The sequence below is a fragment of the Mangrovitalea sediminis genome (genome assembly GCF_002514725.1).
In the GTDB taxonomy this organism is placed as follows: Bacteria; Pseudomonadota; Gammaproteobacteria; order Pseudomonadales; family Oleiphilaceae; genus Mangrovitalea; species Mangrovitalea sediminis.
On record NZ_NTLB01000003.1, the window covers coordinates 124725 to 140247 of the forward strand.

A 15523-nucleotide genomic window follows, 5' to 3' on the forward strand; every position below is an offset into this window, starting at 1 on the left:
TATGGACGTGAGCGAACCGGGCGCGGGAGAACTGACTGTCGTGATTTCCGAAGATCTCTGTATCTATGAGATTGCCCAATTGCATGATCAACTGCTGCCGCGACTGGCCGGTGGACAGAAGATCCAGTTGGACCTTGGGGCGGTCGCCGAGTGTGATTCGGCGGGTCTGCAATGGCTGTTGGCGTTGCGCGCCTGGGCCCGTTCGTCGGGGGTGACACTATCCTTCGAGCCGCTTTCCGATGCGGTCAGGGAATTGGTCGATCTGTGCCAGGTACAGAGTCTTCTGGGGTTGCAGACCGTGATACCGGCTGACATGGGAGCCTGTTGATATGCTCGACGATGAGCAATGGCGCTGGCTGGCGGAAACCTTCATTTCGGAGGCCCAAGAGCTCCTGCAACGCGCGGAGATGAGCCTGTCTGACCTCGAGCAGGATCTTCAAGACGTTGAAGCGATCAATAGCCTTTTCCGGGCGGTACATACCCTCAAGGGATCTGCCGGTATCCTGGGTGTCGATTTCGTGGTGGGGTTTACTCACCATTACGAAAACCTGCTGGTTGGTGTGCGCGACGGGGACATTCCGCTCGACAGTGCACTGCTCCATCTGTGTTACCGGTGTCTGGACCGCATCAATCACCTGATTGAAGCCGCAACGGGTGGCCTACAGGACGACCCTGATCCTGAGGCAACGGCGATCCTGGTCCGTCAGCTCAACGAGGTCCAGCGTTCCGGAGCCGATCTGCCGGTTGCGCAGGATGGACAGCATCAGGAGCGGGGGACCTTCGAACGGGTTTCTCCGGCATCGGACCAACGCGATCAGGCATGGCATATTTCCCTCCGTTTCGATCGCGAGTTGTTCCGCAGCGGATTCGATCCCGCGTCCTTCCTGCGATACCTGGGGCGGTTGGGCCAGCTCACCGAAGTGATCTATATCGCGGACGAGCTTCCGGACGACCTGGCAGATTTTGATCCTGAGCAGTGCTACTTCGGCCTGGAAATCAACCTCCTTGGCGATACGACCAAAGCGGACATCGAACAGGTCTTCGAGTTTCTCGACGATCTGGCAACCATTCGTATCCTTCCGCCCGAGAGTCAGTTGGAAGACTACATCCAACTGATCAGGGCCTTGCCCGAGGATGACCACCGCCTGGGCGAAATCCTGGTAAAGGCCGGGCTGCTGACGGAAAAGGAACTTCAGCAGGGACTCAACCTGCAGTCCGCCGAGCAGGGCCGGAAATTGGGGGAGGTGGTCGTCGATGCGCAGATGGTGGCGCCTGAGGCCGTGCAGGTTGCGTTGGAGAAACAGTCCAGCGTCCGCGAGCGATTGGGGCGAGCGGCCTACCTGAAGATTGCCAGCGACAAGATGGATGAGCTGATCAATCAGGTCGGCGAGCTGGTCATTGCCGCAGAAGGCATGCGGCTGGCCGCGCAGCAGAGCGTTCAGGCGCGTATCTCGGAACGGGCGGAGGAGCTTTGTCGCCATGTGGAGTCCATCCGGGAATCCGCCCTGCGCTTGCGCATGGTTGAGATTGGCGAAACCTTCAACCGTTTCCACCGATTGATCCGGGAAACCGGCGATGGCCTCGGCAAGCAGGTGAAGCTGGATATCCAGGGGGCCGATACCGAACTCGATAAAACCATGGTCGACCGCATTTACGAGCCGCTGGTTCACCTGGTGCGCAATGCCATCGACCATGGACTGGAAAGTCCGGAACGGCGTCTTGAAGTCGGCAAACCGGAGCAGGGCACTGTAACCCTGAATGCCTTTCACGAGTCGGGGCAGATCGTCATTGAGGTCAGCGACGATGGCGGGGGCATCGATCCGGACCGCATCCTGCAGAAAGCGATCGAGCGGGATCTGGTCGCGCCTGGTGCGGATATCGACGAGCAGTCGGTCCTGCAACTGATTTTCCATCCCGGGTTTTCGACGGCGCAAACCGTAACGAACATTTCCGGTCGTGGTGTCGGCATGGATTCCGTGCGCAAGGATATCGATGGCCTGCGCGGCACCATTGAGATCGATAACCGCCCGGGACGTGGGTGCTGCTTCCGTATTCGCCTGCCGCTGACGCTGGCGATTATCGAGGGTTTCCTGGTGAGTGTGGGAGAGCAGTACTACGTCATTCCGCTGGAGCTGGTGACGGAGTGTATCGAACTGCCGGCTCACCTCGCCCAGAAGGCAGAAGGGTATCTGGAACTTCGAGGCCAGGCGCTGCCTTATCTGGCGTTGCGCCATTACTTCTCGATCAAGGGTGGCGCCGCGGAGCGTCAGAGCCTGGTCGTGGTTCGTCAGGGGAACTTGTCGGCGGGCGTTCTCGTGGATCGTCTGCACGGAGAAATCCAAACGGTGATCAAGCCATTGGGACAGTTGTTTCAACATCTCAAGGGGGTGGGAGGCGCCACCATCCTGGGGTCAGGGGAGGTCGCACTGATTCTGGATATCGGGAGCCTGCTGAGGCAGGTGTGTGACCAAACGGATGCCGGTAGTGACCGGTTGATAGCGGCGATGCCGTAGACAGGCTTCTCAACTGTTTTGGCCCAAGATTTTCAATTGGAGAATGAGCATGGGGTTCCTCGGAAATCTGAAATTACGTACACGTCTGGTGCTGGCCTTTATGGTCGTTTGCGCCCTGATGGTCATTGTCGGGGTGGTTGGGATGTCCAACATGTCGGAGATGGACGGTCTCGCGACGCACCTTTATAAGCACAATGTGCTGGGGATCTCACGGGTCAAGGAGGCCAACATCTCGCTGCTGTATGTTGAGCGTGATGCCCGGAATCTGGCGTTGGCCGATAAGCCGGAACAGCGCCAGTCGATGGAAGATGCGCTATCGAAGGACATGGCGGCCTATCAGCAGCAGGTTAAGGATGCCCATAAGTATGTCTCTTCGGAGGAGGACCGGGCGTCGTTCGACAAAGTCGATATCATGATGCCCAAGTATCTCCAGGGGCTGGATACGCTGATGTCGATGGCCAAGAGCGAGCCCTACACCCCGGCGGGAACGATCGCTTTGAGGGACTTCCTGTTTGGTCCTTTCCATGCCGTTGTCGAAGGGCTTGATCAGGATATGAGCGACTTTGTCACGCTCAAGGAAGATGACGCCAAGAACATGGCACAACAGACGACGTCGATCTATCACAATAGCCGTACAGTGATGCTGGTCGTGATCGTGCTGGGGGCTTTGATCGGTATGGTTATGGGCTACTGGATCGCGACACGCATTGTGCGCCAACTGGGTGGCGAGCCGGTCTATGCAGTCGAGATCACGCGACGAGTGGCGGATGGCGACCTGACCATGGATATCGATACCGACACCAGGAACAAGGGTTCTTTGTTGTATGCCCTTAAGGAGATGGTCGACAAGCTGGGCCATATCCTGGGTGAGGTGCGCGGCTCGGCCGACACGCTTTCTTCCGCTTCCAATCAGGTGAGCGCCACGTCGCAGGCCCTCAGCCAGGCGGCCAGCGAACAGGCGGCCAGTGTCGAGGAAACCACGTCTTCCGTGGAGCAGATGTCAGCGTCCATCAACCAGAACACGGAAAATGCCAAGGTCACCGACGGTATTGCGTCGAAGGCGGCCCAGGATGCGCAACTGGGCGGCAAGGCCGTCAGCGACACGGTTTCTGCCATGAAGCAGATAGCTGACAAGATTGGCATCATCGATGACATTGCCTACCAGACCAACCTGTTGGCGCTGAATGCGGCCATCGAAGCCGCACGTGCGGGAGAGCATGGTAAGGGCTTTGCGGTGGTTGCTGCAGAGGTTCGCAAGCTGGCGGAGCGAAGCCAGGTGGCCGCCCGGGAGATCGGTGAAGTGGCTGGCAGCAGCGTGGATCTGGCCGAACAGGCCGGAAGCTTGCTGCAGGAAATCCTGCCGAACATTCAGAAAACCTCGGATCTGGTGCAGGAGATCACGGCGGCCTCTGAAGAACAGGCCGCCGGTGTCAGCCAGATCAATGCGGCGATGACGCAACTGAATGAAGTCACCCAGCAGAATGCGTCCAGTTCGGAAGAACTGGCGGCGACCTCAGAGGAAATGAGTGCCCAGGCGAATCAGCTTCAGGAACTGGTGACCTTCTTCAAACTGCGCCACCTGAAGCACTCTGCGTCCGCTCGCAGTCCCCAGCGTTCCCTGGAACCGAACAGGGGTGAGGGCAGTGTCGCGAATCTGCATGGCGGCGCTAATGCCGATAAGGAATTCGTGGCATACGGCCAATAACCGGGAGGTCTGTGATGAGCGAGCCTGACGTGAAAGCGCTGCCCGCAGAACTGGCCGTGATTGACGAGCTGGCAGAGCAGTATCTGTCGTTTCGGTGCCGCGGCGAAGCCTTGGCGTTACCCATCCGTATTGTCCGGGAAATCATCGAGTACGGCCAGGTGACGCCTGTTCCCATGATGCCCAGCTTTATCCGGGGTGTGATCAACCTGCGTGGGCATGTCGTGCCCGTAGTGGATCTTGCCGGCAGGTTGGGGTATAACGCCGAAACTCAGGGTCACCGTACCTGTGTCATTATCATGGAGTTACAGCGCGAGGACTGCTCCATGGTGATGGGCCTGGTGGTCGATGCGGTGGATGCCGTGCTCGACATCCCAGGCGACGGCATTGAATCCGCGCCCAGTTTCGGAACCGGTATCCGGACTGACTTTATCGCAGGTATGGCCCGGCAGGATGCCGGGTTCCTGATCATCTTGAACGTTGACAATGTGCTATCCGTGGAGGACCTGCGACGTGTCGCCAGTGCTGGCGTCCAGGCTCCGGAAACGGAGGCGTAGCAGGCGGAGTCATGCAGTCGTTTTCTCTCGAACCTGAGGTCTTCCAGCAGTTGCAACGATTGATGAAAGAAGCCTCGGGTATCTTTCTGCCGGACCATAAGCAGGCGCTGGTGTCCGGCCGTTTGCAAAAGCGCTTGCGCGCGCTTCGCCTGCCTGGTTTTTCGGACTATGCCGCCTATTTGAAAACATCAGCGGAAGAGCGTCAGATTGCGATAGACCTGCTGACGACGAACGAAACCCGCTTTTTTCGGGAGCCCCGCCATTTTGAGATCCTGACGGATATCGCCGCCCAGTCGCGCCGGCCGCTCCGCCTGTGGAGCGCGGCATGCTCCTCCGGTGAAGAGCCGTATACCATGGCGATGGTCATGTCCGAATCGGCCCGGGAACCGGGGTGGGAGATTGTGGCGTCCGACCTGTCCCGCAGTGTGCTGGATAAGGCCCGTCAGGGTATCTACCCGGTCGCTCAGGAAAGCCAGATGTCGCGGGACTGTCTTGTGCGTTACTGCCTGCGGGGCACCGGAAGTCGCGCCGGCTACTTTCAGGTCAATCCCCAGTTGGCCCGGCGTATCGAGTTTCGTCCGATGAACCTGAATGAACCGTTGCCGGGCGACCTGGGGCGTTTTGATGTGATCTTCATTCGCAATGTCCTGATCTATTTCGACGTTGCGGCCAAGCGGAAAATACTCCAACGCGTGTTGTTGCAGCTTGTGCCCGGAGGCTATCTGTTCCTGGGGCACTCGGAAACGGTTCAAGGGCTGGGGCTGCCGCTCAGTACGATCGCACCTGCAACCTACCGCAAGGAGTCGTGACGCCTGGTGACGCCGCGTTATATCAATCCCGGAGAATACGTCTTTGGCGTGATTCCCGAAGGCGTGCGTACGCTGTTGGGCTCCTGTGCCTCCATCGTGCTCTGGCATCCCGAACGCCGGATTCTTGGGTTCTGTCACATCCTGTTGCCGGAGACCCCGAAGTCGCAGGGAACTTTGGTCAGGCGCGATGGTTACTATGCTGACCAGGTCATGACAAAGTTCCTGGACGATATGCGGAGTTGGGAAAGCCAACCCGGGGACTACGTTATGGAACTCTATGGGGGGAGCCGACTCTTGTTGGCGAACGGGGAAACGCTGCAGACGCCCTTCTCGGTCGGAGCACGAAACATCGAATACATTCATGCCCGCGCCGGAGAGCTCGGCTGGCACTTCAGCCGGGTCGACACTGGAGGCCCTCTGCCGCGCCGGATTGAAGTAAATGGTATGACGGGTAAAGTGACAGTCCAGTTCGTGCCGGCACGCCGCAAGGAGGCCTTATGAACCAACAGCGACCCCGGGCTTTTATCGTTGATGATTCCGCGCTGGTCAGGCAGGTGCTTACGCACTGTCTGAGAGATAACGGTATCGATGTCATTGGTTCCGCCGCCGATCCGATCTTCGCTCAACAGCGCATGGCAAAGGATTGGCCGGATGTGATCGTGCTTGACATGGAAATGCCGCGCATGGACGGCTTGACCTTCCTGCGGCAGCTGATGTCAGAGCGTCCGACGCCGGTCGTCGTGTGTTCCACACTGACGGAAAAGGGCGCCAGAATCACGCTGGAAGCGCTATCGGCGGGAGCCGTCAGTATTTTCACCAAGGCCAGCGTCGGCGTTCGCGAGAATCTTGAGGCCATGGGACGTGACCTGGCCCGGGCCGTCAAGGAAGCGGCGCTGTCCAGACCTAGAACCCTCGCCTCGGCACCCTCGCCGGCGACCGTGACGAAGGCGGCGGAGCCCGCCTCTGTATCACCCGCCTTGGCCCGCGGCGGCTATCGGACGACCGACAAGATTGTTGCCATCGGTACGTCGACGGGGGGAACCCAGGCCTTGGAACGTGTGTTGAGCCAGCTGCAGCCGGGGTGTCCGGGTATCGCTGTCGTTCAACACATGCCGGAACAGTTTACCGCCGCGTTTGCCAACCGGCTCAACGGGCTCTGCTCGATCGACGTCGCGGAGGCAAAGGATGGCGACCGGGTGCGGCCGGGATTGGCCCTGATCGCGCCGGGGGGGCGGCATATGCAGCTGGTGCGTAGCGGTGCCCAATACCGGGTCCGGGTGTTCGATGGCCCGCCAGTGAATCGTCATAAACCCTCTGTCGATGTCCTGTTTCGCTCAGTGGCCCAGTGCGCAGGCAATAGCGCCATGGGCGTTATCATGACGGGGATGGGGGACGACGGTGCCCGAGGATTGGTCGCCATGCGTGAAGCCGGAGCCCAGACGCTGGCGCAGGACGAGGCTTCCTGTGTGGTTTTCGGTATGCCGAAGGAGGCGATAAAGCTCGGCGGGGCGATGGATGTCTGTGCGTTGAACGCCATTCCAGGGCATATCAGCCGCTTTGGCTAGGCTGGTTCATCGTTTTGCCGTCTTTTGTGTTTTCCCTCGTGGCTGATTGGACGCTACGCTTAAGGTAACCTCGACCAAAATCCGGAAGCGAAGCCCCATGTCGATCAGCAATGCGCCCCTAGTGCCTCCCCGTGTCATGTTGTTCGATTGGCACGGTACCCTGGTCGATACGCTGGATGCGATGTTCAGCGCCATGGAGGAAATGCTGCCGCAGCTGGAGTCACTGGGGCTGGTCGAGCGGCTGTTACCGGAGCATCAATGCAAAACGCCGGAAGATGCGAAACTGGTTCGTTACATTCGCATATTCCGGCGCCTGCATCCCCGTATCCTGGCTGAGCGCCGCGTATCGCGCACCGATATCTTCAACGCCATTTTCGGCCCGGACCGGGTAGCCAAGGGTATTGCCCACCGGGCCTACAATGCCTGTTACCGGCATCACTTCGGCAAAGTGAAACCCTTCCAGGAAGGCGTACTCGATTATCTGACGCTGTTTCACCGACTCGGAATCCGTCTCGGAGTCGCCACCAATCGCAGCCGGGAGTTTCTCGATAAGGAAATCCGGTTGGTCGATGACGGGCGCTGGCAGGACATGATCGATACCACGGTATGCGCCGATGACGTGATCGACTATAAGCCAGCGCCGGAAGTGATCTTATCGGCATTGTCTGCATTCGATGTCGAGCCGGGACCGGATGTCTGGTACGTAGGGGACAGCTATGTCGACATGCTGACGGCCCGCAACGCCGGTGTGACGGCGGTGTTTTACAACGGCGCACGTTGGGAGCGGGATTGGATCGAGCAGAACTTCGAGGGAAACGGGGAGCTGCCGCCTGACGCTGTGGTTGATAGTTTCGACCAACTGGTCGATGTGCTGGTCAATGTGCAGTTGCATTGCCCCGAAGCTTTCGATATTTCCGTTGAGGCGAATCGTCCGCCGTCCTATCCGGCACCGGAGCCGCCACCGCCTCGCATCGAGGCCGACTGGCACCCGTCGGTCGCCCGCCTGACAGCACCCACCCTGATTCTCTTCGACTGGCACGCGACGCTGGTCGATACCCTGGACGCCATGTACCACGCGGTCGATGACATGCTGCCTGAGCTTAAGGCGCTGGGCCTTCAGGATCGGCTGGTGAGTCCTGAGGACAGCCGTTCTCCCGAGGACGCCAGACTGGTGGAGTATGTCCGCAGCTATGGCCAGCTGCATCCCAAGATCAAGGCGGACCGCAAGATATCTCGCACCGACATCTTCGAAGTCTTGTTTGGCGAAGACCAGGACGCGAAGATCATTGCTCACAAAGCCTTCAACCATCACTACCGCAAGCATTATGGACAGGTGCAGCCATTCGAACCCCAGGTGCGGCGTATGTTAGTGGCGTTGAGGGATCTGCCCGTCAAGGTTGGGGTGATTACCAATCGGGATCGGGAATTTTTCGAGCACGAGCTGGCGGCAGTCGATGGGACTGGCTGGGTGGAGCTGTTCGACACCAATGTGTGTGGGGACGATACTCCCTTGCGTAAGCCTCATCCCGACCAACTGCTTCGGGCTATCGATAACCTGGGGTGTACCGCCGGGCCGGATGTCTGGTATGTCGGGGACAGCACCACGGATATCGTGTCCGCCAAACGGGCCGGTATCACGGGGGTGTTTTTCAACGGTGCGCTTTGGGATCTGCCCTGGCTGCGCAAGATTTTCCCGGGAACGCCTCGTCACCCCCATAAACCAGATGTAGTGGTGAACGATTTTTCCGAATTCTGGGCACTGGTTTTGGCCTGCCGTGACAAGGGGCGCCGGTGAGTCGGGCCTGTTACGGCAATCACCAGGTATTGGGCTTCCAGTCCTTCATTGACCCATCGGCCAACGTGCCGACGCGGATCTCGCGGTCGTTCAGGAAATAGTAGGGAAGCACCGGCAGGTTGAGCGGCGCCGGGCTTCCTTTCAGCACTCTTCCGGCCAGGTCGTAGTGAGAACCATGGCAGGGGCAGAAAAAACCGCCAAGCCATTGGGGCCCCATTTCAGGAGAATGCGGTGTCGGCTTGTAGTCCGGGATGCAGCCAAGGTGAGTGCAGATACCGACGCAGACGAAATAGGCCGGTTCCAGTGACCGGTAAATGTTCTGTACCTTGGGGCTGAACTGTTGGTCGGCCTTGGAATCCGGATCCTTACAGGCGTCGTTGAGTTTGCTTAATGTAGCAAGCTGTTCCGGGGTGCGGTGCAAGACCCAGACCGGTCTGGAACGCCACGAGACCGTAACCATCTGGCCGGGCTCGAGCTTCTTGATACTGATGTCGACCGGTGAGCCGGCTGCTGTTGCCCTGGCGCTGGGCTCCCAGGACGCAATAAAGGGAACGGCTGCCCCCACAACCCCAATCGCGCCAATGACGGAGGTTGCGGTGACCAGAAAGCGTCGGCGGGCTTCGTTGGTGACAGGGTCTTCGTCGCAGTCGGAGACATCTTCGGTCATGCAGGTACTCCTCTGACGGTCGAGTGAGTCACAGACTTCCGAGACACTCCATTATGGCGACAACCTAACGCCCTTTTGGGAGACCGCTGTCCCTATTGCTATGATGCGCCATTCCGCCGAAGGTTTCCTGCTGCTTGACGAATGTCAAGATGAGCGAGAGGGGAACGTCAGCCGCAGGCATCCATGAGTGGGATCTCGTCCCGCCGGTTGTAGGGTGTCTGGGGAAGATGTTGCGCGCCTTTGTCGATCAGGCTGAAGATAGCCTCCGGCTCAGTGCTGCGCTTGATCTGAAGGAACAGTTCTGCCGCCGCGGGGTAGGTCTGTCTCAGGTAAGTCAGCCACTGTTTCAAACGTCCTGCCGCCTGAGCGGGTGTTGCCGTCGCCAGCATGCGCGCGAAGAACTCCCGCAGCAAGGGTGTTACACCCGCCCAGTCTAGAGGTTCTGCGGGAGCGTGCCGGCGGCCCCGTTGAATCTGCCGGGCGAGATCCGGGCGAGCCACCAGCCCGCGACCGAGCATGACGTCGTCACAGCCGCTGACGGTTCGGCAGGTGTCGTAGTCATCGCATGTCCAGATTTCGCCATTGGCGACGACCGGCACCGAGACCGCTTCGCGAATCGTGGCCAGCCAATGCCAGTGGGCTGGCGGCCGGTAGCCTTCGACTTTGGTGCGCGCGTGGACGGTAATCTCCGCGGCCCCCGCCGCCTCCAGCGCACGGGCGCAATCCAGGGTCAGGGCGGTATCGTCATATCCGAGACGCATCTTTGCCGTTACCGGAATCGCTTTCGGAACCGCCTGCCTCAGGGCTTCCACAATCCGTTGCATCAACTCGGGTTCACGCAGCAGGGCCGCACCCCCACGGTGCCGGTTGACGGTTTTTGCCGGACACCCGAAATTCACGTCGATTGCCGGTGCGCCCAGGGCGGCAGCCTGACAGGCATTTTCGGCCATGCAGACCGGGTCACTGCCGAGTAATTGGACGACGACGGGAGTGCCTGCCGCTGTGCGCCCTTCTGTGAGTAGTTCAGGTGCCAGGCGATAGAACACTTTGGGGGGTAGCAGGGTGTTGGTAATGCGGACGAATTCGGTAACGCACTGATCCACTCCGCCGAGGCGAGTGATCAGGTCGCGGGTGATTGGGTCAACCAGACCTTCCATCGGAGCCAGGATGATGCGCATGGGAACCTACTCGGTATTAGTCGAATCCGGGAGCTTCCTGTTCCGGGGCGCCTATTGTGCCACAGTCTGGAGGCGGGCCAAGCGTTTTACAGGGACAGGATATCGCAGCAGAGCACCTGATGTTCGCCATCTTTCTCGAAGGCACAGGACAACGTGACACACATATGGGCGCCGGTGACAGACAGGTAAGGGCGTGTGACCTGCAGGACATCGGGAGCTTGCATTGCCCGTCGAAGGTAATGCTGGCGATACCAATCGGCGCTGGTAGTATTTTCCAGTGGGCGGAAGCGTGGGTCGAGACCGTTGGTAAGGTGGGAGGCGAGCAGGGTATCGCCCAGTTGGACACCGTCGCTGCCGATCAGGTAGCAACGTGATACCGCGTGATGGGAAAGCAGGTGCTGGCTGGCGCTGGAAAGTGCTTCCCCACGCTTGAGCGCCCCCATGGCACCGCGGAAGCGGGCCTCAAAGAATCCGGTCAGTTGTTCGGTGGGGTCCGCGTGTTCGTTGGACTGGCTCTTGTAGTCCTGCAGCAGCGAGTCGAAATCGGCGCCGGAGGTGATGACCCGATCCAGGGCAATACTGGGCACTTGGAAGAAAAAGCCTTGCACGAAGTCGACGCCGGCATCTACCGCGATCATTGCCTGATCCCTCGTCTCCACACCTTCCAGGAGCACCAGGCAGCCCGATTGGTGGAGCAGGGAGACGATCCCGTTGAGAATTTGGCGCGCGCGCTTATCATCGGTCGCACGGACCAGGATCTGGCGGTCAAGCTTGACGATGTCCGGCCCCAGGTTCCAGATGCGTTCGAAATTGGAATGACCGGCTCCGAAGTCGTCAATGGCGATCAGGCAGCCGAGCTCATGGTAGTACTGGACGGTTTCGCGTAGTCGTGCGGCGTCGTCCGTGGGTTGCTCGACGATTTCGACAACCACGCGATGGGACGGGAACTGGGTTTTCGTCAGCAGCTGGCCAAAAAAGGAGTCGTAACGGGCGCCGCTGGCTACGGCTTGCGGGGATACATTGAGGAACAGCCAGTTCACGTCGTCAGACAGCGTGGAGAAATTACGGACATGCAGGTAGCGGCACAAGCGATCCAGCAAGACGTTTTCCGGTTCGCTGGATGGCAGTGAGAACAAATGGATCGGCAGTACGGGGGATCCATCGTTATCGAATGCCCGTATCAACGCCTCATAGCCAACCGTTCGCTTATGCGAAATGCTGAAGATGGGCTGCAGTGCCGTACGCAGCGTCAATCCCTGAAAGCTGGCGGTCCAGACAGAGTCTGACTGTTGTTTCAATAAATGCTTCAGGGCATCGAACTCTGGAAAAACGGGTGTCATGAAAGCGTTTGATCGCATTATCGACAACGTACTGATAACCGGATCGCTCGACGTCATCATGTCCTGTCGATGTTAGACAGTAACGGCAGACGTGGCGGCCAAATCCGGGTCGGATATCCTGGGTGGAGACCCCCACAGAAGGAGGAGCCATCAGATACGACACCGGCAAATCCGTTATTCATTAAGAGAATGAAGATATCTTAAGGCTCTCTTAAGAACAAAAAGCTAGCTAACTATGTATAGCAGTGAAGTGGCTAGCTTGCCAGAGTCGTTGACTGGCCACCAGAGGTCGTCGAAAAAATTTGGTTAAACGACACAGGAGGGGCGTGTGCCCGGATAACTTTACCCGGGCACACAGATATTCAAACCGGTCGTCACCGGCAGGCTTCAACGTTTCTCATTCAAGCCGTCGAACTATGTCGTGGACAGAGTGTATCGCTGGCTTGTTGTCGTTAGTTGTTGCTCGGAACAACAACGCGTTCGTCGAATTCCGGTTCCATGACGTTCATCCTGTTCTATGCCTTTGGTGTGTGCTGAGTGTTTTATTGTCCTTGTTTAAGAAAATACTTGACAATGCGTAGTAACCACAATTCTACCAACGTATGGGGTACCTGTTGGCCTTATCGGCCTGGACAGCGATGTTGGCGGATGCATAGACTCATCGCGGTCTGCTAAGCGAGCGAGAATGTTGTATGGAGCGCGGTACCGGGCAGGATCGTCGAGTTCAGGAGAATGAAGGTAAACCGAATGAGGGGCGGCCTTTTGTCTCGGTGTTGTCGGATTGGCTCGGGGAGACTGCCGATCGCATCAGCCGGTCATTGACCTATTCCTACGACATCAGTGAACAGGATATCGAGCGACATCTGGTGGCGACATTGGCCAAAGGGGGCGGTGCCTGGGGGCTGGTCGACCCCCGCTTGACGATTCAGTCCGAAGACAGATTGAGGCTGGAAGCGAATATCGCGCGAAGCTCCCGCACGAGAGAAGCGATTATTGGTTGCCTGGTGCTTGAGGGACGGTTGGAGTATGTCTCCGCCGAAGGTGTGTTTTGGGTCAGGGCCTCTCGCATTACCGATCTCCGTCTTGGCCCGTTACGACGTGTACTGGTGCCCCTGAGGCCGGTACTGCAATGGGGTGTTCGCTGCTGGATGCGTCGGCACCCGGTTTTCCGCTTTGATGCCCTGCGTCCGGGGCATGTCTGGGTCCACCGCTACCTGGACCGTATCGAGTGCCGCCCCGGCCGGCTGAGGCTACAGCTGCGCAGGCCGCCGAATGGCGGCCGCGCGCTTAAACCCTGAAACGGCTCACCTGGCCATGCAGTTCTTCCGCCCGAATGGTGAGGTTGCTGCTGATCTCGCTGATCTCTTTCGACCGTACGTCGTTTTGGTGAGCCTGATCACTGATCTCCGTGACGTTACGGTTGACGTCTTCAACCACCTGGGATTGCTGCTCCGTGGCGGAAGCGATGCTGATGCTCATATCGTTGATCTGGGTGATAGACTCCAGGATCCCGAGTAGCGCCGACTGGGCTTCTTCGGCCAGGGAAACGGTTTCTTCCGCCTGATTGCTGCCGGATTCCATGACCTGTACGGCTTGGCCGACCCCCTCCTGCAGCGTTTGAATCATGCGCTGTATATCTTCCGTCGACTGTTGTGTGCGACTGGCCAGGGTGCGCACTTCGTCGGCGACAACGGCAAACCCTCGGCCCTGTTCTCCGGCGCGGGCGGCCTCGATGGCGGCGTTCAGTGCGAGCAGGTTGGTTTGCTCGGCGATGCCGCGAATCACATCCAGGACCGAAACAATGTTCCCGGAGTCCGCCGCGAGTTTCTGGATAACCTGTACCGCCTCCTGCATCCTGTCCGCCAGAGCCCTGATCTGTGAGGTCGAGCGGTTGATCGTGCCGGTGACAGTATCTCCGTGAGTCCGGGCCAGGCGTGTCTGTTCCGCTGCCAATGAGGCGTTGTTGGCAACATCCTGGATGGCGCTCTGCATCTGGTTAACCGCAGTGGCCGACATATTGATGGCGTCGGTTTGGCGCGCGACGCTCTGGCGATTTTCGTGTGCGGCGCCATTGAGTTTTTCTGCGCCGGACTTGAGTTCCACCGAGTGTCCCTTGACGTTGCGGATCATGCCTTGCAGATTGGCCAGTACCTTGTTGAAACGTTCGGCGAGTTCGCCCAGCTCGTCCTTGGATGTCACCGGAATTCGCGCTGTCAGGTCGCCTTCGCCTTCGGCCATGTCGTCGATACGGTTACGCAGCTCACTGACGGATTTCAATATCATGCGGAGTGCCCAGAACATGATGGCACCGCTGAGGACGAGCGTTACGATGAAGATGATCAGCGTACTTAGGGTTCCTTCCCGGCCATTGGCAGCGGACTGTTCGGCAAGGTCGCGAGCCTCCCTGTCCGCCAGTTCACCCGCTTTGTTATAGATGTCCCGCAAACTCTGGAATTTGTCGTTGACCGGTCCCAGGGAGTCGGCCCAGGCCTGAGATGTCTGCCCGGCATCGGCCTCCTGAAAGACCTTATCGGCGGCCTGCTTCCAGGTTTGGTAACTGTCGTCGAATGACTGTAGCAATGCCTTTGCTTCTGGACTGGTCACCTTGGCCTGGAAGAGTTTCATGCGATCCCAGGCTTGTTTGGCGTTGTCCTCGTAATCTTTTCGGAAGCTACTGCCATCCTTTTTCTCGGAGATGGCGGCGATGTAGTCCTGTTGTGCGGTAAGTGCCTGGTAGAGATCTCGGTCCGCATTGAGAACGGCGCTGGTGCTGGGTAGGTAAACCTGTTGAAGAGTATGCGTATTATTCACCAGCTCCGAGCTAATGAAATAGGACATCACTCCAATGATGATCAATCCCAAGGCCATGATCGAGCATGGGACCAGTAGCTTGCTACGAAGAGTCATGTATACCCCTCCCGGGCCGCTCTGGTGGCGGTCTCCTTGATCTCGAGTTGTGTCTCTTATCGAGTCCTACCCGCGTCCTGGCCACTAAGCGGTCATACTGCCACGCTATTGTTCAGTGTAGTTGCTTGTGCAGATAATGACCTAAAAACAGATGGTCGGTATGAGAGTCTACGTGGTTAGTATGTTGCCGGAGTGTTGGTGGCTACCGTGGGGGGTCAGGAGGGCCGGAAGGGGCTGGATTTTGTCGGGGTTGTAGAGGTTTTGTTCATCGTGCAGTAAGCGTTGCGGGAACAGTAAGACAGCTGACGGGGCAGTGTAATGAAGAAAATAATGACGCTGATCGCACCTGCCGCATAGACGTAAGGCAGATACATTCGCAGATTGCCGCTGATACAGAACTCCATCAGGAGCATCAATGCCAGAGCCACCACACCGTTGGTGAGGGCCGACATCAGGGCTTGCAGACAGGCGCGCAATGTTCGCTTCATAC

Annotated in this window: 14 protein-coding genes; 9 read left to right on the top strand and 5 right to left on the bottom strand. The window is 58.6% G+C overall.

What is annotated here, in order from left to right; genetic code table 11:
* Position 1 precedes the first annotated feature (1 nt).
* From CLR77_RS07525 to CLR77_RS07560, 8 genes are all read left to right on the top strand, one after another.
* Complete coding sequence (locus CLR77_RS07525; RefSeq protein WP_097460026.1) at positions 2-328, top strand: STAS domain-containing protein; 327 nt, start codon at positions 2-4, stop codon at positions 326-328.
* A 1-nt stretch (position 329) separates the two neighbouring features.
* Complete coding sequence (locus CLR77_RS07530; RefSeq protein WP_097460027.1) at positions 330-2513, top strand: chemotaxis protein CheA; 2184 nt, start codon at positions 330-332, stop codon at positions 2511-2513.
* A gap of 49 nt (positions 2514-2562) precedes the next feature.
* Entirely contained in the window at positions 2563-4218 is a 1656-nt protein-coding gene (locus CLR77_RS07535) for a methyl-accepting chemotaxis protein (RefSeq protein ID WP_158227143.1), read from the top strand.
* A 14-nt stretch (positions 4219-4232) separates the two neighbouring features.
* A complete protein-coding gene (locus tag CLR77_RS07540; protein ID WP_097460029.1) occupies positions 4233-4772 on the top strand; it encodes a chemotaxis protein CheW in 540 nt (179 codons plus the stop codon).
* A gap of 11 nt (positions 4773-4783) precedes the next feature.
* On the top strand, positions 4784-5581 hold the full coding sequence (locus tag CLR77_RS07545; RefSeq protein WP_097460030.1) for a CheR family methyltransferase: 798 nt from the start codon (positions 4784-4786) through the stop codon (positions 5579-5581).
* A 6-nt stretch (positions 5582-5587) separates the two neighbouring features.
* Entirely contained in the window at positions 5588-6082 is a 495-nt protein-coding gene (locus CLR77_RS07550; RefSeq protein ID WP_198962713.1) for a chemotaxis protein CheD, read from the top strand.
* A complete protein-coding gene (locus CLR77_RS07555) occupies positions 6079-7146 on the top strand; it encodes a protein-glutamate methylesterase/protein-glutamine glutaminase (RefSeq protein ID WP_097460032.1) in 1068 nt (355 codons plus the stop codon). The genes CLR77_RS07550 and CLR77_RS07555 overlap by 4 nt, the downstream gene beginning before the upstream one ends.
* 97 nt (positions 7147-7243) lie before the next feature.
* A complete protein-coding gene (locus CLR77_RS07560; RefSeq protein WP_227519843.1) occupies positions 7244-8941 on the top strand; it encodes an HAD family hydrolase in 1698 nt (565 codons plus the stop codon).
* 19 nt (positions 8942-8960) lie between these two features.
* On the opposite strand, the gene petA is transcribed toward CLR77_RS07560, so the two are convergent.
* From petA to CLR77_RS07575, 3 genes are all read right to left on the bottom strand, one after another.
* Positions 8961-9608 (bottom strand): ubiquinol-cytochrome c reductase iron-sulfur subunit, encoded by a 648-nt coding sequence (gene petA, locus CLR77_RS07565; RefSeq protein WP_097460033.1) that lies wholly within the window; start codon positions 9606-9608, stop codon positions 8961-8963.
* Positions 9609-9775: 167 nt separating this feature from the next.
* Positions 9776-10786, bottom strand: a complete 1011-nt coding sequence (locus tag CLR77_RS07570) for a tRNA dihydrouridine synthase (RefSeq protein ID WP_097460034.1) — start codon at positions 10784-10786, stop codon at positions 9776-9778.
* Between the two features lie 86 nt (positions 10787-10872).
* The gene (locus CLR77_RS07575) at positions 10873-12126 is read right to left on the bottom strand and encodes an EAL domain-containing protein (protein ID WP_097460467.1); all 1254 of its coding nucleotides are present in this window, start codon (positions 12124-12126) and stop codon (positions 10873-10875) included.
* 692 nt (positions 12127-12818) lie between these two features.
* Here CLR77_RS07575 and CLR77_RS07580 point away from each other — a divergent pair.
* Entirely contained in the window at positions 12819-13424 is a 606-nt protein-coding gene (locus CLR77_RS07580) for a DUF1439 domain-containing protein (RefSeq protein WP_097460035.1), read from the top strand.
* Here CLR77_RS07580 and CLR77_RS07585 read toward each other — a convergent pair.
* A complete protein-coding gene (locus CLR77_RS07585; RefSeq protein WP_097460036.1) occupies positions 13414-15033 on the bottom strand; it encodes a methyl-accepting chemotaxis protein in 1620 nt (539 codons plus the stop codon). The genes CLR77_RS07580 and CLR77_RS07585 overlap by 11 nt on opposite strands.
* 215 nt (positions 15034-15248) lie before the next feature.
* Positions 15249-15521 (bottom strand): hypothetical protein, encoded by a 273-nt coding sequence (locus tag CLR77_RS07590; protein ID WP_097460037.1) that lies wholly within the window; start codon positions 15519-15521, stop codon positions 15249-15251.
* Positions 15522-15523 lie beyond the last annotated feature (2 nt).

What these genes read in the sequence shown, in the direction of transcription:
- CLR77_RS07530 (WP_097460027.1), top strand. Translation starts at nt 330, where the DNA reads ATGCTCGACGATGAGCAATGGCGCTGGCTGGCGGAAACCTTCATTTCG.
- CLR77_RS07525 (WP_097460026.1), top strand. Translation starts at nt 2, where the DNA reads ATGGACGTGAGCGAACCGGGCGCGGGAGAACTGACTGTCGTGATTTCC.
- CLR77_RS07545 (WP_097460030.1), top strand. Translation starts at nt 4,784, where the DNA reads ATGCAGTCGTTTTCTCTCGAACCTGAGGTCTTCCAGCAGTTGCAACGA.
- CLR77_RS07580 (WP_097460035.1), top strand. Translation starts at nt 12,819, where the DNA reads ATGGAGCGCGGTACCGGGCAGGATCGTCGAGTTCAGGAGAATGAAGGT.
- CLR77_RS07535 (WP_158227143.1), top strand. Translation starts at nt 2,563, where the DNA reads ATGGGGTTCCTCGGAAATCTGAAATTACGTACACGTCTGGTGCTGGCC.
- CLR77_RS07560 (WP_227519843.1), top strand. Translation starts at nt 7,244, where the DNA reads ATGTCGATCAGCAATGCGCCCCTAGTGCCTCCCCGTGTCATGTTGTTC.
- CLR77_RS07570 (WP_097460034.1), bottom strand. Translation starts at nt 10,786, where the DNA reads ATGCGCATCATCCTGGCTCCGATGGAAGGTCTGGTTGACCCAATCACC.
- CLR77_RS07590 (WP_097460037.1), bottom strand. Translation starts at nt 15,521, where the DNA reads ATGAAGCGAACATTGCGCGCCTGTCTGCAAGCCCTGATGTCGGCCCTC.
- petA (WP_097460033.1), bottom strand. Translation starts at nt 9,608, where the DNA reads ATGACCGAAGATGTCTCCGACTGCGACGAAGACCCTGTCACCAACGAA.
- CLR77_RS07575 (WP_097460467.1), bottom strand. Translation starts at nt 12,126, where the DNA reads ATGACACCCGTTTTTCCAGAGTTCGATGCCCTGAAGCATTTATTGAAA.
- CLR77_RS07585 (WP_097460036.1), bottom strand. Translation starts at nt 15,033, where the DNA reads ATGACTCTTCGTAGCAAGCTACTGGTCCCATGCTCGATCATGGCCTTG.
- CLR77_RS07555 (WP_097460032.1), top strand. Translation starts at nt 6,079, where the DNA reads ATGAACCAACAGCGACCCCGGGCTTTTATCGTTGATGATTCCGCGCTG.
- CLR77_RS07540 (WP_097460029.1), top strand. Translation starts at nt 4,233, where the DNA reads ATGAGCGAGCCTGACGTGAAAGCGCTGCCCGCAGAACTGGCCGTGATT.